General features: G+C 53.3%; 19 protein-coding genes. 6 read left to right on the top strand and 13 right to left on the bottom strand.

All coding sequences use genetic code 11. The features are described 5' to 3' along the window. Positions 1-49: 49 nt before the first annotated feature. The 4 genes from FD25_RS04085 to FD25_RS04070 all read right to left on the bottom strand — a co-directional run bounded on the left by FD25_RS04085 (position 50) and on the right by FD25_RS04070 (position 4,578). The gene (locus FD25_RS04085) at positions 50-289 is read right to left on the bottom strand and encodes a hypothetical protein (RefSeq protein WP_057801600.1); all 240 of its coding nucleotides are present in this window, start codon (positions 287-289) and stop codon (positions 50-52) included. A gap of 14 nt (positions 290-303) precedes the next feature. Continuing rightward, positions 304-543, bottom strand: coding sequence for a hypothetical protein (locus tag FD25_RS04080; protein WP_057801598.1), 240 nt, complete (start codon positions 541-543; stop codon positions 304-306). Positions 544-1,055: 512 nt separating this feature from the next. Then, entirely contained in the window at positions 1,056-1,691 is a 636-nt protein-coding gene (locus FD25_RS04075; protein ID WP_057801595.1) for an HAD family hydrolase, read from the bottom strand. Between the two features lie 130 nt (positions 1,692-1,821). Further along, positions 1,822-4,578: an HAD-IC family P-type ATPase gene (locus FD25_RS04070; protein ID WP_057801593.1), complete on the bottom strand. Its 2,757-nt coding sequence runs from the start codon at positions 4,576-4,578 to the stop codon at positions 1,822-1,824. Between the two features lie 793 nt (positions 4,579-5,371). On the opposite strand from FD25_RS04070, the gene FD25_RS04065 reads away from it, so the two are divergent. Beyond that, entirely contained in the window at positions 5,372-6,580 is a 1,209-nt protein-coding gene (locus tag FD25_RS04065; RefSeq protein WP_057801591.1) for an MFS transporter, read from the top strand. Between the two features lie 138 nt (positions 6,581-6,718). Beyond that, positions 6,719-7,318 carry a hypothetical protein gene (locus FD25_RS04060; protein WP_057801589.1) on the top strand — a complete coding sequence of 200 codons (600 nt, stop codon included), beginning with the start codon at positions 6,719-6,721 and terminating at the stop codon, positions 7,316-7,318. Between the two features lie 21 nt (positions 7,319-7,339). On the opposite strand, the gene FD25_RS04055 is transcribed toward FD25_RS04060, so the two are convergent. Further along, complete coding sequence (locus FD25_RS04055) at positions 7,340-8,188, bottom strand: aldo/keto reductase (RefSeq protein WP_057801587.1); 849 nt, start codon at positions 8,186-8,188, stop codon at positions 7,340-7,342. Positions 8,189-8,627: 439 nt separating this feature from the next. Beyond that, the gene (locus FD25_RS04050) at positions 8,628-10,049 is read right to left on the bottom strand and encodes a hypothetical protein (protein ID WP_057801585.1); all 1,422 of its coding nucleotides are present in this window, start codon (positions 10,047-10,049) and stop codon (positions 8,628-8,630) included. A gap of 201 nt (positions 10,050-10,250) precedes the next feature. Between FD25_RS04050 and FD25_RS04045 the strand changes: the two genes are divergently transcribed. Further along, a complete protein-coding gene (locus FD25_RS04045) occupies positions 10,251-10,655 on the top strand; it encodes a hypothetical protein (protein WP_057801583.1) in 405 nt (134 codons plus the stop codon). Between the two features lie 88 nt (positions 10,656-10,743). Here FD25_RS04045 and FD25_RS04040 read toward each other — a convergent pair whose 3' ends face one another. Next, entirely contained in the window at positions 10,744-11,181 is a 438-nt protein-coding gene (locus FD25_RS04040) for a MarR family winged helix-turn-helix transcriptional regulator (protein WP_057801581.1), read from the bottom strand. A 78-nt stretch (positions 11,182-11,259) separates the two neighbouring features. Between FD25_RS04040 and FD25_RS04035 the strand changes: the two genes are divergently transcribed. Beyond that, positions 11,260-11,814, top strand: a complete 555-nt coding sequence (locus FD25_RS04035; RefSeq protein WP_057801579.1) for an NADPH-dependent FMN reductase — start codon at positions 11,260-11,262, stop codon at positions 11,812-11,814. A 141-nt stretch (positions 11,815-11,955) separates the two neighbouring features. Then, complete coding sequence (locus FD25_RS04030; protein ID WP_225428547.1) at positions 11,956-12,477, top strand: GtrA family protein; 522 nt, start codon at positions 11,956-11,958, stop codon at positions 12,475-12,477. A gap of 57 nt (positions 12,478-12,534) precedes the next feature. Here FD25_RS04030 and FD25_RS04025 read toward each other — a convergent pair whose 3' ends face one another. The 4 genes from FD25_RS04025 to FD25_RS04010 all read right to left on the bottom strand — a co-directional run bounded on the left by FD25_RS04025 (position 12,535) and on the right by FD25_RS04010 (position 17,531). Next, a complete protein-coding gene (locus tag FD25_RS04025) occupies positions 12,535-13,227 on the bottom strand; it encodes a glycerophosphodiester phosphodiesterase family protein (protein WP_057801577.1) in 693 nt (230 codons plus the stop codon). Positions 13,228-13,398: 171 nt separating this feature from the next. After that, on the bottom strand, positions 13,399-14,526 hold the full coding sequence (locus tag FD25_RS04020) for a vitamin B12 independent methionine synthase (protein ID WP_057801576.1): 1,128 nt from the start codon (positions 14,524-14,526) through the stop codon (positions 13,399-13,401). A 544-nt stretch (positions 14,527-15,070) separates the two neighbouring features. Continuing rightward, entirely contained in the window at positions 15,071-16,597 is a 1,527-nt protein-coding gene (locus FD25_RS04015) for an ABC transporter permease/substrate-binding protein (protein WP_057801574.1), read from the bottom strand. After that, the gene (locus tag FD25_RS04010) at positions 16,584-17,531 is read right to left on the bottom strand and encodes an ABC transporter ATP-binding protein (RefSeq protein WP_057801572.1); all 948 of its coding nucleotides are present in this window, start codon (positions 17,529-17,531) and stop codon (positions 16,584-16,586) included. The genes FD25_RS04015 and FD25_RS04010 overlap by 14 nt, the downstream gene beginning before the upstream one ends. 383 nt (positions 17,532-17,914) lie before the next feature. Between FD25_RS04010 and FD25_RS04005 the strand changes: the two genes are divergently transcribed. Then, a complete protein-coding gene (locus FD25_RS04005; protein WP_057801571.1) occupies positions 17,915-19,150 on the top strand; it encodes an ArgE/DapE family deacylase in 1,236 nt (411 codons plus the stop codon). Positions 19,151-19,299: 149 nt separating this feature from the next. On the opposite strand, the gene FD25_RS04000 is transcribed toward FD25_RS04005, so the two are convergent. Continuing rightward, complete coding sequence (locus tag FD25_RS04000; protein ID WP_057801568.1) at positions 19,300-21,429, bottom strand: WxL domain-containing protein; 2,130 nt, start codon at positions 21,427-21,429, stop codon at positions 19,300-19,302. Positions 21,430-21,685: 256 nt separating this feature from the next. Then, the gene (locus FD25_RS03995; protein WP_235807913.1) at positions 21,686-23,395 is read right to left on the bottom strand and encodes a WxL domain-containing protein; all 1,710 of its coding nucleotides are present in this window, start codon (positions 23,393-23,395) and stop codon (positions 21,686-21,688) included. Between the last annotated feature and the right edge of the window lie 18 nt (positions 23,396-23,413).

Raw genomic sequence — 23,413 nt, 5'->3', positions numbered from 1 at the left:
ACCCTGACCAGCCACTTCCGTAAAATTCGGTAAAAAGGTTGGTGACTTACTAATAATAACGAAAATCTCCCCGGCGTTTATGAATCAGGTCCTCCACCACTAACGAGATCAACCAGATCAGGTTAAACCCGAAGCTGACCTCAACCACGATGGCTAACCAGCCAATGTTGGCGAAGACCATCACCACCAGCGCGACCAGAAAAATCCACGAGACCGGTTGTTCACACCAGTCGAAAAAGCGAAACCACCGCGAGTAATGTTCGCGGTTAACGCGTCCCTTAGTTTGCATCGAGTCATCCTCCTTTAACGGTACCGAAAGTCATCCTTTCGGTGATGCCGCCAGTCTTCTACCACCATACTCAGCATCCAAATGACATCACAACCAGCGCCCACGCCGATGATCACCAGTAACCACCACGGATGATAAACAAATGCCACTAAGACCACAATTAGTTGTTCCCAACTGGTCAGTCGTTTGTACTGGTCCCAAAAGTGAAACCACCGCGAATAATGCGTGCGGTCCACGTGTGTTCGTAATTTCATGATCAACTTCCTCCCACGTCTCCCCTGACGTTGATATTCCCTAATCAGTTTACCCGCATTACAGCTTTTAGTACAATCTAAAAACGACCGATTCGCCGGAAAAGTTCGGTGAATCGGTCGTTAAACTGTTAACTTCACAGTAGTCTTAAGAACCCCACACGTTGCCCATAATCCGTTGACCATCGGCATGTTGATACACCGTGATCTGTTCATTCTTGATGGGATTACGAAACAAATAGACGTCTTTTTCAGCAGACGTTGCAAACAACTGCCACTTACTAGCATCGCGGCCGCGACGCGTTAATTCAGCGGCAGTCCACGTCTGGATATCTTCGGTTTTGATGGGGCATACTCCCTTTCAAACGGTGGCCCAACCTTTGTCAGACCATTTTAAGTTAAATTTAAAGCCAGTTGGACACGATTTATTAATTTAATAATAATTTGCATCCCAAATGATTGTAACCACATCATACTATATTTTTGTTTAAATTCAACTTAAAATTTAGCACTTATCAAATGATAAGGAGCTGTTTTGGGTGCCGGAGTAAGTAAGTCGGCTGTTGATTTTTTACGGCCGTGGGATCAGCTGCGCCCCACAGCGCGCCCGCCGTCGCCACGTGCGCGTTTTGCCCCATTTGAATGTCGTAAATCGCATCGCCAATCATCACGCTTTGCGCCGGGTCTAGCTCAAACCGGTCCAGTAGGTTCAAGATGCCGTCGGGCGCCGGCTTGTAGTGGGCCACCATGTCGGACCCGCATAACGCCTCAAAAGTGGTCTCCATCCCAATCTGGGCCAGGTTCCGGCGTAACGGCGTCGAGTGTTTACTGGAGACCACGAACAGCCGTTTTCCGGCGGTCTTCAGGGCGGCCAGCGTGTCTAACATACCATCGAACGGCTGAATCTCCCCGTCGGCTAAGGCGTACTGCCGCCGAAATTCCTGAAATAACGGCTCTAAGTCCGCGGGCGTCAACGGACGGTCCGCCATCTTGGCAAACGACACCTCGATGGGCACGCCCATGTAGCTCACCACTACGTTGGCGGCGGGCGCCGTCAACCCCTTAGTTAAGAAGGCCTGTTGCGTGGCCACCACGGCGACCCGCTTGGTATCGGCTAAGGTACTATCAAAATCGAAGAAAAAGTTCTGCATGTCATCACCTCGGGTTTTAGTGTACTCTGTCGTGCCGGTTCAACGCCAGTACGGTGGTTTAACCTGAACAGAATTTTTAGAAGCTCATATAAAAAACACGCCCCTAACTGGCGGCGTGTTTTTACGTGACTTAATCCGCCTGACGGTCGGCCGTCACGCGTTGTTCCTTATTCTGCACCAAGTGTTGCCACCGGTGGCGTAACGCCTTGGCAATTTCGGTCACCACAAGCACCACGATGCCGGCAAGAATCGGCACGCCCCAGCCGTAGGTGAAGTTCGCACTGGTGGTGTGGAAGACGCCTTGCATGGCGGGCCAGTAGATAATCATGGCTTGTAACGCCAGCAAGATGGCGACAATCACGAAACTCATCTTATTTCTAAAGAAGTATTTCGAGAGGACCGGATGGTCGTTTTGCAGGTTGAACAGGTAGAAAATCTTGCCGAAGATGATCACGTTTAACGTCATGGTACTGCCGACCACGGCGCTGAGCCCCTGACTCGTCAACAGGTCGTAGGCAAACATCCCCAGTCCCGAGATCAGTAACGACACGTAGACCACTTCGAAGATGTCGTACTTGCCCAAGATCCCCTTGGTGACGTCCCGGGGACCCCGCTTCATGATGCCACTTTCGGCGGGTTCGAAGATGAAGGCAAACTGAATCGTCAGGGCCGAGACCATGTTGATCCACAACAATTGTGTCGGGAACAGCGGTAACGTCTGGTCCATCAGGATACTTAGCACCACGATCAGGCCTTCGGCAAAACTGGTCGGTAACAGGAAGCGAATCGTCTTGCGGATGTTATCGAAGACGTGCCGGCCTTCCCGTACGGCGCCCAGTAACGAGGTGAAATCGTCGTCGGCTAAGACCATGTCAGCGGAGTCCTTGGCGACGTCGGTTCCCCGAATCCCCATGGCCACCCCGATATCGGCCTGCTTCAACGCCGGCGCATCGTTCACGCCGTCCCCGGTCATCGAGACCACGTGGCCCCGTTTCTGTTGGGCCTGCACGATCCGCAGTTTATCGGCCGGCGTAGTCCGGGCAAACACCGTGTACTGGTCGATCTTGTCCACCAGTTCGGCGTCGCTCAGTTGGTTCAATTCCGGTCCGGTAATCGCCTTGGGTTGTTCGGCCAAGTTTAGCTGTGCCGCAATTGCCGCGGCGGTTTCCGGGTCGTCCCCGGTAATCATCTTGACCTTGATACCGGCGTAACGCAATTGTTTGACGTCGTCGGCCACCCCGGGACGTGGGGGGTCGATGATCCCGGTCATTCCGGCTAAATGCAAATTTTGACCGATTGGTAAATCGTCGACTTCGTCCGCATCGGCGGGGACGGGTTGGTACCCTAAGGCTACCACCCGTTTTCCTTGGCGGGTCAGTTGCGACAACCGGTCCTGCCAGGCGGCCGTATCCACGGTCTGGCCCTGATCTTGCATCAGACGCAGTAACGTTTGGGGTGCCCCTTTGACCAGTAACCAACGCTGGTTGCGGTGGTCGACCAGTCGTGCGGAATACCGAATCGCCGAATCAAACGGTAACGAATCAATTTCTTGCGGGTCGGGGTCTTGACCGGTCAACTTGTGATACAACGCGGTCAACGCCCCGTCGGTCGGTTCCCCAGTTAAGACCCACTGACCGTCTTCCTCGTGGAATTCGGCGTCGGAGGTCTGTCCGGCGATCTGGACCAACCATTCTAGGTTGGCATCGTCTTGCCAGGCCACGGTCTGTCCCTGCTGGTCTTGGACCTGACCGGCCGCGTCGTAGCCCACCCCAGTCACCGTGTAGGTAGCTTTGGGGGTCAACACGTCGGTCACGGTCATTTCGTTTTTAGTCAACGTCCCGGTCTTATCGGTGTTGATGATGTCCACAGCCCCCAGCGTTTCAACCGCGGGTAAGGTCTTCACAATGACGTTTTGCTTAGTCATCTGTTGGGTACCCATCGCCAGCACCACCGAGGTACTAGCGGGCAGGCCTTCCGGCATCGACCCAACCACCATGGTAATCACGGCGATCAGCAAGGTCGGGAGACTGTAGACGTGGGTAATCATCCCTAAAACAAACAGCAAGACCGCCACCACTAGGATGGCCAGTGACAAGCCCAGGCCTAAACGGTTTAAGTTCCGCATTAACGGCGTGGGTTGGGCCTTCACTTTAGCGACGTGTTGCTGGATGGTCCCAATTTCGGTTTGTGCTCCGGTCACCGTCACGATTCCCCGGCCAGACCCGTTCGTCACGGCCGTCGAGGCAAACGCTTGGTTCGACCGATCGGCTAACGCCAGGTCACTGGCAGTCAACGGGTCTTCGCCCTTCAACACGGAGTCGGTTTCCCCGGTCAGCGCGGATTCCTGAATCTTCAGATTGTCCGCGTCCACTAACCGTAAGTCGGCGGGGACGGTATCCCCGGCTTCCAGTTGCACGAGATCGCCGACGACCACGTCGCGCGACGGCATCGTGAGTTTCTGTCCGTCCCGGATCACGACGGCTTCGGACACCAGCAACGCCTTGATTCTCGCTAGCGCATTATCGGCGGAACGTTCCTGGAAAAAGCCGATGAAGGCGTTAGCGACGATCACTAACCCAATAACGATTGAGTCGGAGTAGTGGTGCATGAAGAACGTCATGATGGCGGCGGCCGCTAAGATGTAGATAATACTGTTATTGAATTGTTTTAAAAACCGCAACAGGTTGGACTGCGGCTTAGCGGTCAGCTCGTTGGGTCCGTTTTGCGCCAAACGGGCTTTCGCCTCGGCTGCGCTCAGACCGGTCGTGACGTCCGTGTCATAGTCGGTCTGAAGTTGCGCGGTGCTACGCTGCCACAGTGGCGTGGCCGGTCCGGGGTCGGGTGTTTCGGAAATTGGGGTGTTACTTTGATTCGGCTGTTCTGCCATAGATAAAAATCATCCTTTCAAATTTAAAACTCGTGAATTAGCGGTCTGGTATGCGGAAGGTCTCGTAACCGTGGTACAAGACGGCCACCCCCTTACTTAGTTTGAGTAAACCTATTTTATCAGGTTTGTTCACTCTCTGCACAATCTGACCCTGAAAGTCTTGAAAACTTCACAATTACTTATGGGGTTTAGCATATACCATTCCATCAGAATCAAACTGGCCGCCTTCCGGCGATCAGGGGCTGGAACGCCTGCGGGCACGATTTTGAACCTCGCAAAAATCACGAGTTTCAAAACTCGACCTTATTCTAAGGCGGCATAAAACGCCACCTAAGAATAATTTCGCTGGCTGAGCCCCTGCTCGCCTCCAGGCTGAACACTAGCGAATCAAATTACAATCGTTTTAGTGGCAACACAATAATCACCCGTTTATAAGTTACCAAACCGTCAACTCATGCGAAATGATAACCATTCAATAATGCCTAATACATGAGTAGCGCTGGCAACGCAGTCACTCTCAACTGGAGGACCAGTCAAAAATGGGCTCAGGAGTGAAATTTGTCTTGGCCGGCGTTTTTTAGCCGACCTAGACAAAGGTCGGTATTTGAGACCTGGTTTTCGGGCTCAAATCCGTGCCCACCCCGTTCCAGCCCGTTTTTGACTGATCCGGAAGTGCACACCTCAAGGTTACCTCCAGGTGCCTAGCGCACTTTAAAGTGCCGTCTTGTGAGCGACACGCCAGGCCCGTATACTAAGCAACATCAATTAATCATTTAAAGGAGGTCACGCCATTATGCAGCGTACCATTTCATCAGGTTGGATTCTCTTCTCATTAGCCATTAGCGCTTTTGCCATCGGGTCCACCGAATTTATTAGTGTTGGCTTATTGCCCTTGTTAACCCAGAGTTTCGACATCTCCCTCGCCCAAGGTGGCGCGACCGTCTCGCTTTACGCCGCCGGCATCACGGTCGGCACCCCGATTCTGGCCCTGGTCACCAACCGCTGGAACCGTAAAAAACTCTTGATTGCCATCATGGTGACCTTCTTATTAGGAAACCTGTTAGCCGCGGCGGCCCCGACCTTCGGCATCTTACTAGCCGGACGGGTCTTGGCCGCCTTGGCCCACGGCATCTTCATGGCGATTGCGTCGTTGATTGCCGCGGACGTGGTGGCTCCCGAAAAGCGGGCTTCCGCGATTGCCGTGATGTTTACCGGCCTGACGCTGGCCACGGTGACCGGCGTTCCGCTGGGCACCTTTATCGGTCAAACCTTGGGTTGGCGTGCGTCCTTCGTCTTCCTTATCCTCCTGGGGTTGATCGGGTTGGTGACTAATTTATTGGTCGTCCCTAACGATCTACCCTTACCGAACCCGACCAGCGTTAAGGGCATCTGGCGAATTTTAAAGCAACCCCAACTCCTGTTAATCTTAATCATCACGGCCTTAGGTTACGGGGCAACGTTCCCGGTTTACACCTACCTGACCCCGATTCTGAACCAGCAAATGGGCTGGTCCACCAGTGCCATTGTGGTTATTTTGATCTTTTACGGAGTTGCCGTAGCGATTGGCAACACCTTAGGCGGTCGGTTTGCGAACCGGCAACCGTTACCGGCCATCATGAAGATGTTTGCGGGCTTAGCCATCGCATTATTACTGGTGCGCTTGACCGTCAACCTGCACTTCTGGGGATTGCTAGCCGTAGTCATCATGGGCTTGTTTGCCTTCATGAACGTTCCCGGCTTACAGCTCTACATCGTTCAATTGGCGGAAGCCTACACGCCTAACGAAGTGTCGTTAGCCTCCGCGCTGAACATCTCGGCCTTTAACATCGGCATCATGTTAGGGTCCGGGTTGGGCGGTCAAGCCGTGGCCCAAGGTCAGCTGGTGAACACCCCGTGGTTGGGGATTGGGATGCTGGTCTTAGGAATCGGCGTGGCGGTCATCCTGCAACGCTTGGAACAACGCCAAGGACAACGTGACCTGGCAACTAAAAAAGTGAAATAGCTCAAACTAGCCGCCACCGGAAAAATTTCGGTGGCGGTTTTAAGTTGCCCCGCGTCGTCGTTCTCGTTCAAGCCGTCATGGTGTCTTACCACGAGATATGCTAAGGTTAACCCATTCACGTTTGAAAGGAAGATTCCAATGACCCCCGCCCCCGATTTAACGCCGCTGGTTGAACACGACGTTCACGCTCAAGGTCCCCTATTGCGCACCATCTTTGGTCGGCGCTTTGCACTTTATCGTAATCTCTACATTCTCTTAACCTTACTTTTATTAGGCCTGATTGGCTTCGTCCTGGGCGACGTCACACGGCTCAGCGGCCTACCGCTCAGCCTCGTTTTGGCTCAACCCCAAGCCCTGATCCTGTTGCTGACTTTTCTGGCCTTAGTCTTAGTAGGCGGCGGCGTCATCTGCCAAGCCGCCCCGCGCGCCAGGCAACGCCGGTTCGTCCGGCAACTGGTCGCTAGCCTACAACCCGACGCTCCTGCCGGCACCGCCCACAGTCAGGTTTTAGCGGCCAACCTCAACCTCTTGACCCTGGACCGGCAAGCGTTACGGTTCAAGACCAGCGAAGTCCGCACGCTAACCACCGCCGTTCCGGCTAAAACCTTACTGGTGATCCCCCTGTATCGCCGTCAAGGCCCCTTGGACCACGCACAATCGCTTACGATGGTCTACGTTGACGCCGCCGAACTGGCTCACTTTAATCAACACCTTGCCGTAAACAAAAAGGACGCCTAAGCGTCCTTTTTTAATCAGGTTTTAGCCTTGAGTCCCGTTGTGGAAGTGGTTCGCCGCGGTGTCGGCCATCCCGTTCAACGTCACCATATCGGCAGCGCTAATTGAGAAGTCCAGTTGCGCGTTCGCTTCGATGTGGTCTTGATGGGTCGCCTTTGGCAGCGGCAAGACGCCGTTTTCCAGGCAGAACCGTAAGGCCAACTGGGCCGGCGAAACGTGGTATTTATTAGCCATTTCGCGAATGGCCGGGTTGTTCAACATGTCCCCGGTCGCTAGTGGTGAATAAGCTTCCACCAACATGTCGTGGTCCTGAGCAAATTTGGTGATCTTCGGTTCCGTGTAGCCAACGTAGTATTGAATCTGGTCGACCATCGGCGCTACCTGCGCGTGGTGGAGGATGTTTTGCAAGTCATGGACGTTAAAGTTCGAAACCCCGATGGCCTTGGCTTTACCGGACGCGTAAATTTCTTCCATTGCCTGCCAAACTTCCAAGTTCTGGGCGTCACAGTCCTTGCCAATCTCGTTCCACGGCCACGGCGCGTGAATCAGGTACAGGTCCACGTAGTCCAGGTCCAGATTCTTCAGCGTGGTCTTGAAATCGGCTAACGCCCCTTGATAGGACTTAGTCTCGGCCGGTAACTTGGTCGTCACGAAGACGTCGCTACGATCGAGGCCGGAATCCCTTACCGCTTTACCCACGCTCGATTCGTTCGCGTAAGCCTTCGCGGTATCAATATGCCGATAACCGGTCTTCAAGGCGTTGGCCACGGCATCGTAGGCGGTTTGCCCGCCCGGAATCTGCCAGGTGCCAAACCCAACTTGCGGAATGTTGGTTCCGTTAGCTAAACTAAACTTATCCGTTAAAACTGACATTGATAACCCTCCAATTTGTGACTTGTGTTTAGTATAGTCCCTTCGCCCCACTGGAAGGCAAGGATTTTGGTAACGGCTTCACAAATAGTTTTATTGTTCGTCAAGGGTTATTTTTCCGGCGGGTAAAATTGTAATATTACAAATCGTCCAGAACGCCCAAATTTAGCCATTTCTCTGTTATGATAAATCTGTCGTAAAGATTGCTTAACAAACAGACGACAAACTAAAGCTTTTTGATGACCGACCCCGTGGTACCCGGAAACTACCACGACGTTCACCGGTGATCATGTCCATAACCCCATTGAATCAGACTAAATCCCAGTTTGATTCAATGGGGTTAATTGTTGGTTGCGCTCTAACGGCCACCACAACAAAAATGTTCGGTTATTCCCCGATGATGGGGGTAACCGAACATTTTTTAATGGGCAATTAATGAGCCCTATTCCGCAATGAGCTTGCCACCGCCCGTCAGGCTGTAGGTCTTACCGTTGAGCCATTTATTGGCACTGTTACTCTTAGAATAGTACACGTTATGACCGTTAGAGTGGATGTTTTTCAGGGCACTCTTGGTACTGATCAACGCGGTCACGTGTGAGTTTTTGGTGACGTTCCACCGGTTGTTGCCCTTTAACGTCACCGTCGATTTACCGGCCGTGTTAGCACTGTTGATGGCCCCGGTCAGGGTGCTACCGGACGTTAAGTTCAGCTTTAGAGTGCTACCCTTAGCAATCAAAATGTTGCCCTTCAAGGTTTGATTCTTGGCGTTAAAGGTCAACTTCCCACCGTTACTGCCGCTGGTCCCCCACCGGTCGCCGGACAAGCGAATCAAGGTGTTGGACGCGTTACTGAGTTTCACGTTGGTCAGGTTCATCTTGGCCGTGGTGTTGGTGACGTAGAATAAGGCCCCGGTGTGGTTAGAGGTCCCCTTTGAGCCACTCTTGACCTTAGACGTCAGACTCCCGTTGGTCATGGTGAAAACCGACGTGCCAACCTCGGAATCTCCGGACATACTTTGATACAGCATGACGCCGTTATTCTTCTCGCCGGTCAGCTTTGAATTCTTAACCGTAATGCTGTTCGACCCTTCGATATCGGCGGCCTCGGCCCCCGTGGCGGTCCCGGTCACGTTGTTGGCCGTAATGGCCCCCGTCGAATATAAGACGGGTGAGCCATCCCCGGCGGTCTTCAGGGTCCCCTTGTTGAGGCTAACGGTCCCACCGCCCCGATCGGTCGCTAAGGCCGCGGAGTGACTGCCTTTGGTGGTGATGTTCACGTTGCTAGCGGTGATTTTACCTTTATAGGTCGCGTCCAACCCACGCGAAGAACTTTTACTGGTCTTAATTGTCGAATTTTTCACGGTAACCTTGGCATTGCTACCGGTTGCGAAGATGGCGTTCGATCCAATTGAATTCGTGGTTTCGGTCAACTTATTAATCGTGGCACTACCACCCTTGGTGACCAAAATCCCAGCGTTTTGGCCGAAGAAATTGCTGTTATCGGTGCTGGTCGTGTTGCCACTCTTAGTGACCTGGCTACCGGTCAGGGTTAACCGCCCGCCCTTCTTCACGTAAACGGCCGATTGATTGGCCGTGCTCGATTTAACCGTGGCGTTGGTCAGACTTTTGGTGCTCGTCACGGTCTTGGCCCCGGAAAGTTTCGCACTACTGCTACTGGTCTGCCCCGGCGCTGCGGTGCCACTCGGTTTACTCCCCGGTTTACCACTCGGCTTAGTCTTGGCCTGCGCTTGCGGCGGGTTACCCGTACCGGATTGGTCACTTAACAGTTGGGGCGCCGCCACTAGGCCCCCTAAGACGATGGTACTAGCTAAAGCAATGGTGATGTTTCGTTTGGTGGTTAACATAAAAATTCCTCCCTTTACATCAGTCAGCAGGCGCCGTGCGCTTGCTTTAGCTTAGTTGTACCGTCTGAACCTTAAAAATAGCCTGAGGTTAATGAAATTTTAGGATTTGAATTATGCTGGGTGGTCATCATGTAAAGAATTCATATAAATTTTCTTTCTAGGATCATCTTTCTGTATAATCAAAACTAGGAGGAGATCAACATGACTAAAATTAGATTAATTATTATCGGGTGTATGGCGCTTTTTCTTGGGGGAATTAGTTTCAACACCACAACGGCCTATGCTTGGCACTACACTACGACCCCTAAATCATTACGGGGAACTTGGCACCGCAACGGTCACCAATTAAAAGTCACTAAATATCGATTCGGTCAATTTAGTGGTAAGAAACAGTTTGTCGGTCCAGAGGGTGATTATCTGAACGGCTCACAGCTTTACGTTAGCAAACACAAATACCACGGTTACTGGACGATTGGCGAGAACTTTACAGATAATACCGGATTATTCAAGCGGACTAAACGACACGGCCGCACCGTTATGCTTCAAAAGATTAGTAACCTTGGAAATTACGCCCATCCTTATTCATATCATTATTACTATAAATAACGGATCAACCTAAAAAGTGGCCCTCCGAATTTTCTTCAGAGGGACCATTTTTAAAATTCTATCGTCCTTAATCATTTCCAATGACGTCTCAGTCTTCCTTCGGTCGTCGTAACGTCTTGGCCAGTAGCCGTAACGTCCGCAATAAATCTGCCCGTTGTTGTGGCGTGTAGTCCTGAATGCGTTGGCTAAATTCAGTTTCACGTGCGACCTTTAATTGCATCAACCCGCGTTGACCCTTTTCTGTCAGTTTGATGCGCCGAATCCGTTGATCATCCCGTTCGACTTCCGTTAGCCAGCCCGTTTTGATCAACCGGTCCACCTGCCGACTAATCGACGAATGGTTCCGGCCAATCCAGCCGGCCAGTTCTCCCACACTGACACCGGGCTGTTGGCCGGCGCGGACAATGATCGGCATCGCGGCCGGCTCCAAGGCCGTCCCCGCTTGGCGCAACTGCTGCCGTTCGTCCTGGGGTTGATGGAAGAACGTCAACACTTCAAATAAGGCCTCAAAAATATCGTTATCCATAGTTGTGATTATAGCAGAGGCATGCTACCATGTGCACGTTGCACGAATTGTTTTCTCAAATAAGGAGCTGACGAATTTATGAGTGTCGCCAAAATTGGCATCATCATCGGCTCGACCCGGCCTAGCCGGATCGGACCCAGTATCGCGACTTGGTTAAAACAAAATTTGCAAACGGCCGACCTAAACGTCGACATCATCGACTTAGCTAAAATCAACCTGCCCCTCCTGGACGAAACGCACATGCCCAGCGATGGTCACTATGAACTCAAACACACCAAGGATTGGAGCAACTTGATTCAGGGTTACCAGGGCTTCGTGTTGCTCTTCCCCCAATATAACTGGGGTTACCCAGCACCGTTAAAAAACGCGCTGGACTACCTTTACAGCGAATGGCGCGGTAAGCCAGTCAGCATGGTTTCTTACGGCGGTCGCGGTGGGTATCAAGCCGCCCTCGCCCTGTCGTTAGTCTTACGCGGCTTGAAATTTAACCGCCTGAGTAACAACCTGGAAATCAGTCTGCCCGCCGCCGAACTCGACGATAAGGGACAGTTCAAGGACCCCGCAAAGTCACTGGCGCCGTACAAGTTTGACGTCCGGCAACTCAGCGCCGAATTCACCCACGTGTTGGGTTAAGCTTAAAAAGACCAGCTCGTGCCCCTCACCGGCATGGGCTGGTCTTTTTTCCTCCTAAAAAACTGGTCCACACCATTGCAGGCCCTCCTAAAAACGCTATAATTAAGGCATTACCTGCACTAAGAAAGGTCTGCGGATTTTATGGAAATCGAAAATCATACGCCCCTACAACACGATCATTACCCCGCAACGGAGTCCGAATACGAAGCCGAACTCACCGAAACGGAAGCTGAATTTGCCGAACAACTCGACGCGGTGGAGGAAAAAGCGCACAAAGAAATTCAGCGCTATCTCCTCTGGGGCTCGCTTGGCGTGGTCGTTAACATCTCCGTTTTCTACCTCTTCAACAACATTTTCGGGGTGGAATACCAAATTTCTAACCTGATTGCTTGGGTCTTCAGTGTGCAAGCGTCGTTTTGGATCGATAAGAAGTTGGTCTTCAAACACGCCTCGGCCCACCCCTTCCGTGATATGGGCAAGTTCTACGGCACCCGGGTCTTCACCTACGTGCTGGAAGCCTTAATTCTGTACGTCGGGATTTCGTTGTTGTCCTTCCACGCCACGATTACCAAGGTGATTGGGCATGGTTTGGCCATCTTCGGGAACTACTTCTTCTCCAAGTGGTTCATTTTTAACAAGAAAACTGAAAAAGCGGCTAACTAATTTCACAGTCGAGCAAAAATCGTCATCGTCCGTAACGGATGATGACGATTTTTTTAGTTAACCCTGTAATTGCCGTTTCAACGCCATCATGGTCTCGAAGTCATCGGTGAAGATGCCCGCCACGTGGTCGTTGAACAACTTAGTGGCCTGTTTGACGCTGTCGACGGTCCAGATACGCTCGACTACTGGAATATCGTCCTGGTAGTGACTCAGGTGCAGGCCCGCCAGCCCCTCTTTCTTCACAAAGGATGCGGCGTTTTTAACCCGCTTATCGGTCAACCAACAATAGATTTCGTCCGGTGCCAACGTCTGACAGGTCTTTAAAGTCGGCAGGTGAAACGACGAATAGATCACCGGGTGGACCAGCGGCGTGGCGTGGACCATCCCCAACACGATTTTTTCGATGTTGGGATACTGAATCTTATCGGTCTTAAACTCCAAATTTAGATGGACGTCCTGGTTAGCGACCACCCGCAAGAACGCCGCAAGCGTCGGCAGGCTATCGCCGTTGGCCAGTTTAAACTGTTGTAATTCCGCCAACGTATAGTCGCGAATGTAGCCCTTACCGTCGGTGGTGCGATTAATCTTCTCGTCGTGCATGATGACCGGCACGTTGTCCTTAGTCAGATGCACGTCAAACTCCAACCCTTCAATGTGGTGCTGCACGGCGTACGTAAAACCGGCTAACGAGTTCTCCGGAAATTTCGCCGGATACCCGCGGTGCCCGAACACCATGGTTGTTTTCGTCATGACGCGTTCCCTCCTCGCCGGAAAGTTCCGGCCTAGTTGTTAACCTCAGTGTAGCCTTTTTGCCACCGGAATGCCCACATTTTCCGGTCGGTTCACTGGTCACTAAACCATCTTCAGTCTAGCAAAAGCAGGTCGCGTCACGCTTAATTTTCGGTAAAAATTGGGTAAAGGTTAGTGGCCCCAGACGTCGGTCGCAATCTGCTTGACCAGCTTCAACTTGGCCCATTGTTGGTCTTCAGTTAGTTGGTTCCCCTCTTCGGTCGAGGCGAACCCGCACTGCGTCGATAACCCTAAGTTGTCTAACGGGACGTACTGACTGGCTTGTTGGATACGGTCCTTGATGGCCGCCGGATCTTCCAATTCGGGGAACTTGGACGTGATTAACCCCAAGATGATGCGCTTATGGCTGTCGTTGTGCCAGATGCGTTTGAGTGGCGTGAAATCTCCGGCCCGGTCGCTATCGTATTCCAGGAACAAGCCGTCGTAGTGCAGTTGTCCTAAGTAGTCGGCCACGTCATCGTAGCTCCCCGAGAACAGGTAGGTCGACTTAAAGTTCCCCCGGCAAACGTGGGTGGTCACGGTCAGGTCTTCCGGTAAGCCAGCCAGCAATTGGTTGATGACCCGGACGGCATCTTCGGCCAACTTCACGTACTTGGCGTGGGCCGTGGCGTCGTCAGCCGTTTCGTTGAGCTTACTGATCAGAAAGGCCCAGGTGGTGTCGTCTAATTGCAGGTAGCGGCATCCCAACGCGTAGAAGTGTTCGATGGTTTCGTGATAGGCCTTGGCCAGGTCGTCTAGGTATTGGTCCCAGCTGTCGTAGAATTGGGACCAATTATCACTGCGGTTGTCACGGAACAACATAGTTGGTGATGGGATGGTCTGCTTGACCAATACGTCATCCGGCACCAGCGTTTGTAAGTAGCTAAACGTCTTAAAGAACGGGTGATCCGGGTTAAAGGCAATCTTACCCACCAGGTCGGCGTTGTCGGTCCGGGTCTTGCTGCCGTGGAACTTATAACTCTGCTTGTAGTCGTAATGCCCCACGCCGGTCAGACCCCACAAGAAGTCCAGGTGCCACCAACTCCGGTTAAACTCGCCGTCGGTCACGGCCTTTAAACCTAAATTCAGTTGTTCTTGGACCACGCGTTTGGTTTCGTCGTGTTGTACGGCGGCGAGTTCGTCGGCCCCAATCTTGCCGGCGGAGAACTTCCCCCGGGCATCTTTCAAAGCAGCGGGCCGCAATAAACTCCCCACAACGTCGTAGCGGTAAGGATAAACAGTTTGAGTAGTGGTTGTCATAATAAAATTCCTCCTAAAATTTAAAACTCGATTGATTTGATTAAAATGGCTATCCCGTTACTGACTTCAGGAAACGTACCTTGTGTTATTCACGGTACTTGCCAGTCTTCAACAAGGTAAAAACTCAATGCTCACCATCTCCAGCCCCTGAGCACCGGAGGGCGACGGCTAAACACCTTATTATTTTTCTAACCCATTTGCCGGCCAATAAAAAACGCGCCCGTCCCCAGAACTAATCACTTAGTTCTAGGGACGAACGCGTCGTTTTACCACCCTAATTCGCCATCCGCTCACACGAAGGGCCTCAACGGTACTGCAGCGCAATACCCGGAAAGTTAACGGTTCCTACCGACCAAGCAGCGTTGACCGCTTGATAGCTATTGGGAGTTCATCTTCATGGTGCCGCGATCGACCCGCTTCCACCGACCCGGGTTCTCTGTGACGGTCCAGGCACCACTACTCTTCTCCTAGCTGTTTATGACAAATGCATTAGAAATTAAGGGTAATCTTAAGCGTGATTCACAGAATTGTCAAGCGTACCTGGTTAATTTTTGGACAATAGCCCCTTTTGTTGCAGATACTGCCGGGCCACCGTGGCAGCCTTTTCGTGCTTGACCGTCACCAAATAATTAAGTTTCCGCATGTCGGCGGTCGTGACTTTCCCCGCCAACTTGTTTAACGACTCGCGGACCTCGGGATGCGCCGTGGCAAACTTCTCGGTCATCAACGGCGCGCCCTGATACGGTGGGAAGAAGTGCCGGTCGTCCTTTAAGACGACCAAGTGATACTCTTTTAGTTCCGGATCAGTGGTGTAGCCGTCAACCAGATTAACGCGCTTGTTCGCGATGGCCTGGTAACGAATCGACGGCTCCATAGTCTTGATGGTGCCAAACTTAAAGTCATACGCCTTGCGCAAGCCCGGATAACCAGCGCTCTGTTGGTAAAAGTCCGGGTCGAACCCGGCGTGGACTTTGCCGGCAACTCGCTGTAAATCACTAATTTTCTTCAAATGATACTGCTGAGCAAACTGGCGCGTCACGGCAATCGCGTATCCGTTTTGATAGGCCATGGGCTTTAAATACGTCATCTGATACTGAGTCTTTAACGCTTTGGCAGCCCGCCGGTAAGTCACCTGCGGGTTGTGATTGGCACTCGACTGGCCCTTGACCAACGACTCCAAGACGGTCCCCGTGAACTCGGGGTAGATATCGATCGACCCGGATTGGAGGGCCTTAAACAGGAAGGTCGTGGCCCCGAAATTTGGCTTAGTCTGGACCTTAATGTTGGGGTGATCCTGCTCGATTAAATCCTTGTACATGTTGATCAGGATTTCGGGTTCGCCGCCCAGTTTACCGGCCACGGTGATCGTGGTTTGCGGTCGAACTAGTTTCTGGTACCCCGCAACGCCACCAATTAAAACTACGGCGACCCCTAAAACGATGCCGGCGCGCTTGAACGACAGCTTCCCCAGCCAATCGATGGCCGCCCCAAAGAGCAGCGCCAGGGCTGCCGACAAGACGGCCCCGATAATCAGTAACGCGTTATTGTTGGTTTCAATCCCTAATAGAATGTAGGTCCCTAAGCCCCCGGCGCCAATCAAAGCGGCCAGCGTGGCGGTCCCAATGATCATCACCATGGCGATTCGAATCCCGGAAATAATCATCGGCATGGCCAACGGCAGTTCGACTCGGACCAGTTTCTTTTGCCGCGACAACCCAAAGGCTTCGGCGGCTTCTTCGAGGTCGGGGTCGATGGTGGTCAATCCCGAATAAGTATTTTGAAAAATCGGCATCACCGCGTAAATCACCAACGCGATGATCGATGGCACGGTCCCAATCCCCACGAGGGGAATCAGGATTCCCAGCAACGCCAGACTAGGAATCGTCTGGAGAATACTGGTGACCTGTAGCGCCACGTTGGCCGCCCGTTTATGGGGCATCAAGACGATGGCCAACGGAATCGCAATAATAGCGGCAATCAGTAACGAAATCAGCGACAAGCCGATATGTTGGCCGATCGACTGGACAATCTCACCGCCCTGCGTTTGCAGGATGTGGTTAATCTGTTGCACGACTCGTCGCCTCCTTTGCGGCTAAATAGCCCAGTAAGTCCGCCGTACTCAGGGCGACTTGTCCCTGAGCCGTCGCCACGACCACCGGCGATTGTCCCTGTAAGGCTTGCGCTAACGCACTGACCGTGGCCGTGGCCTGCAGGCTGGCCGCCGCCGTGGTGCTCGTCCCGTACCCTTGGGAAACTAAGTTCTGCACCGTTTCGACCCGCGGCGTTTTCTGATTTTCAAAAAAGCCGCGCACGAAATCGTTGGCCGGGTGTTGCATGATATCCGTCCCCGTCCCGATTTGTTGAATATGACCGTTACGCATCACCGCAATGGTTTGCCCCAAGCGCAACGCCTCCCCCATGTCGTGGGTCACGAACACGAAGGTCATCTGCAGTTCCTGGTGGAGCCGCAAGACTAAATCCTGCAGTTGCTTACGCGACAACGGGTCCAGCGCACTGAACGGTTCGTCCATTAACACCACGTTGGGTTTGGTGGCTAAGGCCCGCACGATACCGACCCGTTGCTGTTCGCCCCCGGAAAGCTCGTGGGGCAGCTTGGTCGCGTACTGGTCGGGCGCTAACCCCACCTGGGTCAGTAACGCTCGGGCCCGTTCCAGGCGCTGTTTGCGCGACCAGCCAAGAGATTCCGGTTGAATCGCGATGTTTTCTTGAATGTTCAGGTTAGGAAACAGGGCGATATTTTGCAAAACGTAGCCCATCCGTAACCGCATAGCCCGCAAATCATAGTCCTGCAGCGGTTTACCATCGACCTTAATGACACCGGCCGTGGGTTCGATCAGCCGATTGATCATCTTTAACGTCGTGGTTTTGCCACTCCCACTGGGGCCCACCAGCACGAAGAACTCTCCGGTGGGGATGGTGAGATTCAGGTCGTCTAAGGCCAGCTTATCGGTATACTGTTTTTGCACGTGTTCAAACGTTATCATTGAGAGCCTCCTGACAAGTAACTTTATAAATTACAAGTAATACTTTACCACAATCGATTTCCCCTGTAAAAGGAACTGATTATACTCAACAATTTTAAAAAAGTGGTTCTTTAAGTCTATCACTTTTGCAGAACGTTTGTTCGATTTCCGATTGATAATTTTCTTACCAACGGCGGTAATCACCTACAATTATACGTTTTCTCCGCTAATTACCTACCAAAACGACTTCCGCCAAAGTCGTGCCGCCTTTAAACCAGTCAGGGAATGATTAACCCCCGTGTCAATTCTTGACCCCCTCATTAAAAAGTGCTGTAATCAAGGTAAGCGGTTCATCCGGGGGCCAGCCCCGAACTGAGCTGATAAACCAAACGAGGTGGACAATTATGGATGAAGTCGTGCAAACACTTCAAGATGTGGTGAAGCTCAACACCGTTAACGGCACGGAAAAATTAGTCGCCGACTACTTAGTTAAACTTTTTGAACAACACGGAATTACCTGCAAACAACTGGCCTACAAGCCCGATCGGATCAGCTTAGTTGCCGAGATTGGTGACGGCCAAGGCCCCGTCATCGGTTTTGACGGTCACGAAGACGTGGTCGCCCTGGGTGATGCCACCAAGTGGCGCGTTGACGCCCTGTCTGGCACCATCGACGACGATAACATGTATGGTCGGGGCACTTCCGACATGAAGTCCGGTCTCATGGCCGGAGCTTGGGCCATGATTCGGCTCAAGGAAGCCGGCGTCCCGCTTCACGGGACGTTCCGGTTCATGGCCACCGTGGGTGAAGAATACGGTCAATACGGGGCCCGGCAGCTCGCCGACGCCGGTTACGCGCAGGACCTCACCGCTCTCATCGTCGGCGAACCCAGTGGGGCCGACAAACGCCTACTGCAAAAACCCGAGCTTCAACAAATGTTAGCCATCGATGGCGATGCGGCCACTAAACTCGCCGCCGTCAATCACACCCGCGAACAACACTTTATTGAATTAGCACACAAGGGCTCTTTGACCTTCACGATTCATTCCAAGGGGGTCGCCGCCCACAGTTCCATGCCCGAAATCGGCAAGAACGCCATCGACGCCCTCATGGCCTTTTACGAACGTGAAAAAGCCTACTTCGATTCCATTAAGACTTACCATAACCCAGTCCTCGGTCCCGTCACCCCCGTGGTGACCATGATTAAGGGCGGCGAACAGGTCAATACGGTCCCGGCCAGCGCCGACATGTCCGTCAAGATTCGGACCATCCCCGAACTGCCCAACGCCAAGATCACGGCGGCCATTCAGGCCATCATCGCGGAGCTCAACGCCGGGGGCGCCGAATTATCGTTTGAAATGATTAGCGACTTTCGGCCGATGCACACCGCCGAAGACACCCCGCTGATCGAGGCCGCCAACACGATTGGCAAGGCCGTTTTGGAACAAGCTCTGCCAATGGTTGGGGTTCCCGGGGGGACCGACGCCTCGTCCTTCCTCGCCAGCAATCCCGACATCGATGTGGTCGTCTTTGGACCCGGCAACATCACCGCGCACCAGGTCAACGAATACGTCGACCTCGACATGTATCACCGGTTTATCGACATCTATGAACGGATGGTTACCCGGCTGTTATCCTAAGTTAGCTTCCTAAATTACTGATTTTTCTAACTAATGAACCTAAAAAAGAGTCTGGAGATCATTCCAGGCTCTTTTAATATTCCCTACTCAGTCACTACCGGGTACGGAACGTTTATTTTAGTCAGTTACGCTTCTCAAATTTAAACGACTCAGCTCGGCGCGTTGGCTAACGTCCAGGTAATCGTGCCGTGGTACGTCCCGGATAACGTGTCACCACCAACGTCCAGCAAAACCCCGCTACGGTCTCCCCAGTCATTGGCCACGTTCACCTGACCATCGTCGGTACTGTCGTTGGTCGTGTGCGTCATGATCTGCACGGCGTGACCATTGAGTGGCTGCGTGCCGTAGCTTCCGACGTACACCGGTCCGCCACTTAGGGTGTGGCCCGAATTGTCGGTAAAGGACGTGCTCTGGGCACTTAACGACCATTGCTGCCCGGTTCCCCGGGTATCTTTGACCTCGATACCCCAATCTTTGTTCCGCGAAACCAGCTGCTGGGTCCCCGTCAAGGTACTCGTGACAAAACTACTGGTCCCGTCAACGTCCCCAAATTCCAGGGTGCCCACCACGGTAATCAAGACCGTCACCGTCTTAGACGTATCACCGTGGGGCGTCGTCGCTGTCAACTTTAACGTATTCGTCCCCATTTGCAGTTGATCCGCCGTCAGGTTCAACTTAAAGGTGCCATCGCTGGCAACCGGCGTATCCGGTAGCGCCTGACCGTTCAGCTTGCCTTGCACGTTAACGGTCGGCTTGGTGCTGGCCGTCGTGGTTATGGCCACGTTCCCCGTAACGGTCGTGTCTTCCTTGGTCTTTAAGGTCACCGGATTACCCGACGTGACTTTCAAATCCAAGTCAACGTTGGGGTTGATCGCAAACGATGGTGTATCAGCGTTGGTTACCAACGCGTTAGACGAGAAGGTACTCGATAACGCGGGATTATAGACCGTTTCCGGCACGTCGTTCGCCTGACCGAGTAACTTGACCGTCGCTTCATTATTCTGACTGTCTAGTGACTGGGCCAACGTCATGGTCAACTTGTTATTGCTCATATCACTAACGTTTAAGGTCTGCTTCGACCCCTTAGCGTAATCGATTTCGGCCGATTTATAGGTAATCCCCTTCGGCAGATTCAACCGACTATTGATGTTCGACCAAGATTGTCGCCCGCCATTGTAATGTAACTTATAGTCCAACTCGACCTGGTCGCCACTAACAATCTGGCTGTCCTTGGTAATAGCGTGATTGTGGGTCAGATCCTGCATACTGGCGTCCGCGGTCCCGTCTACCAGGCCCGGCGTGTTATCCAGTACAATCAGGTTATTTTCGTAGTCCTGACCCGTGGTCCCAGTAAAGCCCCACCGTGCGTGCCCCGTGTTGTCGGGGTCGATCTTACTGAGGTCGATTGGGACAGTCTGGCTAGTCCCACTTTGGGCGACTCCCGTCTTCGGGTTCCGGTCGTTAAAGGTATAAGTCATGGTCTTCGCCGAGGCATCCCACTTCAAGGTCATGTGGTGCCACTGCCCATTTGACAGGAAGTTGGGCTGGCTACTATCCGAGATGACCCCGTTATGAGTCATGCTGTAATAGTAGTGATCCTTGCCCAGCAACCCACCGGAAACGGTCCGCTTGACGTAGGTATCCCCGCTGCCCGGATAGTTCGAGGCAATATGCACGGCCGGATCACCAATATCAAAGGCGTTCGCCGTTCCTAAAGCACTCTTACCGGACAAGCCATTGTAGTGCGTATCGAATTCCAAAGCCCAGCTATTTTGAATCGCCGTCTTGGCAAAGGAACTGACGTAGGCTTGATCGGGATCCGTATCCACGGCCCAAACCCCCAACGTTTCACCGATTGGTCGGTCCGTAAACTGTGGCGTTGCGGCAATCCCTTTCGGATCGTTCTGGAGAACAAAGGCCATGCCGTCACCAGCATTAATGCCCTGATTCCCAAAGTAAAACCAGAATCCAATGCTTTGATTGTGAGTCAGGTCAATGGAATTCTCATCCGTCGACCACGCCGTCCCAAATTGATACGGGGCGGTATTGACGACGACCGCCTGGGTCCCCGGTGAATCCGGATTGGTCACGTCATCCACCGACGCCGTGCTCATGGGAGCCGTTCCCAAGGCGATGATCGAATTAGCTTTATTCAACGAAATACCTTGCGGGGCCGTCGCTAAGGCCTGATCAAAGTCGGTATCGGCGTGGGCCTGGCTGCCACCAGCGAGTCCCACCATAATGGCTGCTAAGCCAACGCATAACCACCGTTTCAGCATTTCTAATTCCCCCTTCTTCATCAATCCGCCCGAAGCGTTCCGTTGCTCACGGCAGTGTCCGGGTTAATTATCATACTTAACATCTGTTGCCCGCCAAACCGGCCAATTGGTCGATTAACCGGCTTGTGCGACGATTTCCAAATGGCAACCGCCGATCATGTAAACTAATCACAATTCTTATCATAGCGCGTTCAAGTTTAATTACGGACTTAACGCAATTAAAATCAATATTTAAGACCATTTTTCGCGCACCTGGTTATTCCGGTGCATTATTTAACGTCCAGGTAATCGTGCCGTGGTACCGCCCAGCCGCTGTCCCGGGCTGGGCGTGTAGTAAAATTCCCGTCTTCGCCGACCACTGGGCCAGCACGTTAGTCTTCCCATCGGCCTGAGCATCGTTGGTGGTGTGCGTCATGATGGTCGTCGGCACCCGACTCAACGGCGTCATCGTGCCATCCGTCACGTAGACCGGTGCGCCCGCCATCGGCCGCCCGGTTGTCTCGTTCACAAACGTCCCGGACTGCGCCGATAACGTCCATCGACTCCCGGTTCCCCGGGTATCTTGCACCACAATCTGCCAGCCGGGTTGCCGCGTAACCAGTTCGTTCTTGGTCGCCACCGGCATCTTTTGAAACCCCGGCGCCGTCGATAAGGCCGCAAACGTTAACTTTCCCGCAACGTGTAAGGCGACGGTCGTTGGTTCGGTCCGGCGAGTCGCCGTCTGAGCCACTAACTTGACTCGATCGGTTCCGGGCCGCAACTGAGCCGCATCAATCGTCACGGCAAACTTTCCGTTGGGTTGCGGCTTAGTCGTCGCTAACCGCTGGCCGTTCAACGTGACCTGCACGGTCGGCCGGGCCGACGCCGTCCCTGTCGGCGTCACCCGACCCGTGACGGTCGTGGGGTGCGTGCTCGGTACTTGAACGGACCGGTGACTCGTCACGGTTACGGCAGCGTGGGCGTTGGTCGCACGGGTGGTCATTTTAGGCTTCGACTGCGGTTTAACCGCCGAGGTCACCTGCTTCGGTTGACGCGGACTCTGCGTCAAAACGGCCAGAGTGGGCGCGGTAACTCCCGTACTGGTCGCCGCCGTCAGTCCCCAACGCGCATACCCCGTATGGTTGGGATCAACCCGATTTAAGTCAACGTTAACAGTCCGCCGAGTCCCGGACTCGGCCGCATTCGTTGTGGCCTGACGGTCGTTGACGATCACCGTCATCGTGTGCGTAGCTGCTCGCCACCGCAACGTGACGTGGTGCCACTGACCGTTAGCCAAGTTGGGAACCGCTAAGCGTCCCTGTAACGCCAAACTATAGTAGTAACGGTTCGGTGTTAGCAAGCCGCCAAGCGTGCCGGAAACCTTGTGGCGTTGATAGGTCGTGCCACTGCCCGGATAACCGGCCGCCAGGTAGGGCGTCGTTGCACCTAAGTCAAACGAGTTGGCTTGGCCCGGGGCGGTCGCGTTGGCCTGCGTGTGCCGTCCGGTCGATAACGCCAGTGCCCAGCTATTTTGAATCGCCGTGCGACTAAGCGCCGTCGCGGTAGCCGGAAACGGATCGGCATCGATGCCCCAAACACCCAGGGTTTCCCCGATGGGCGTTGCGCCAAATTGCGGTGTGGCGTTGACCATCCGTGAATCGTTCTGCAGAACAAAGGCCAGTCCGTCACTGGCTTGCTGACCACACCCGAGGTAGACCCACGCCGCAATGGTTTGATTTTGCGTCAAATGAAAGGCGTGGGTGTTCGTCGACCAGACCGCACCGGCTTGAGCCTCGCCCGTGGTCAGGGCCACGGCTTGACCGTGCCGGATTGGCACAAATCCCGCCTGATTGGCCGCTTGGTCGGACGTGGTCAAGGATGCGTCGTCCCCCGTCAACGTCATTCCAGCCGGGGCCGTGGCTAGTGCGTGATCTTCAGCACTGTCGGCATGTGCAGTCACACCACTAGTCAGACCCATGATTAACATGACAACACCAACACTTAA

The organism is Levilactobacillus acidifarinae DSM 19394 = JCM 15949 (assembly GCF_001434835.1).
In the GTDB taxonomy this organism is placed as follows: domain Bacteria; phylum Bacillota; class Bacilli; order Lactobacillales; family Lactobacillaceae; genus Levilactobacillus; species Levilactobacillus acidifarinae.
The sequence above is the reverse complement of the archived record's forward strand: the minus strand, read 5'-3'. Positions and strand labels throughout refer to the sequence as shown.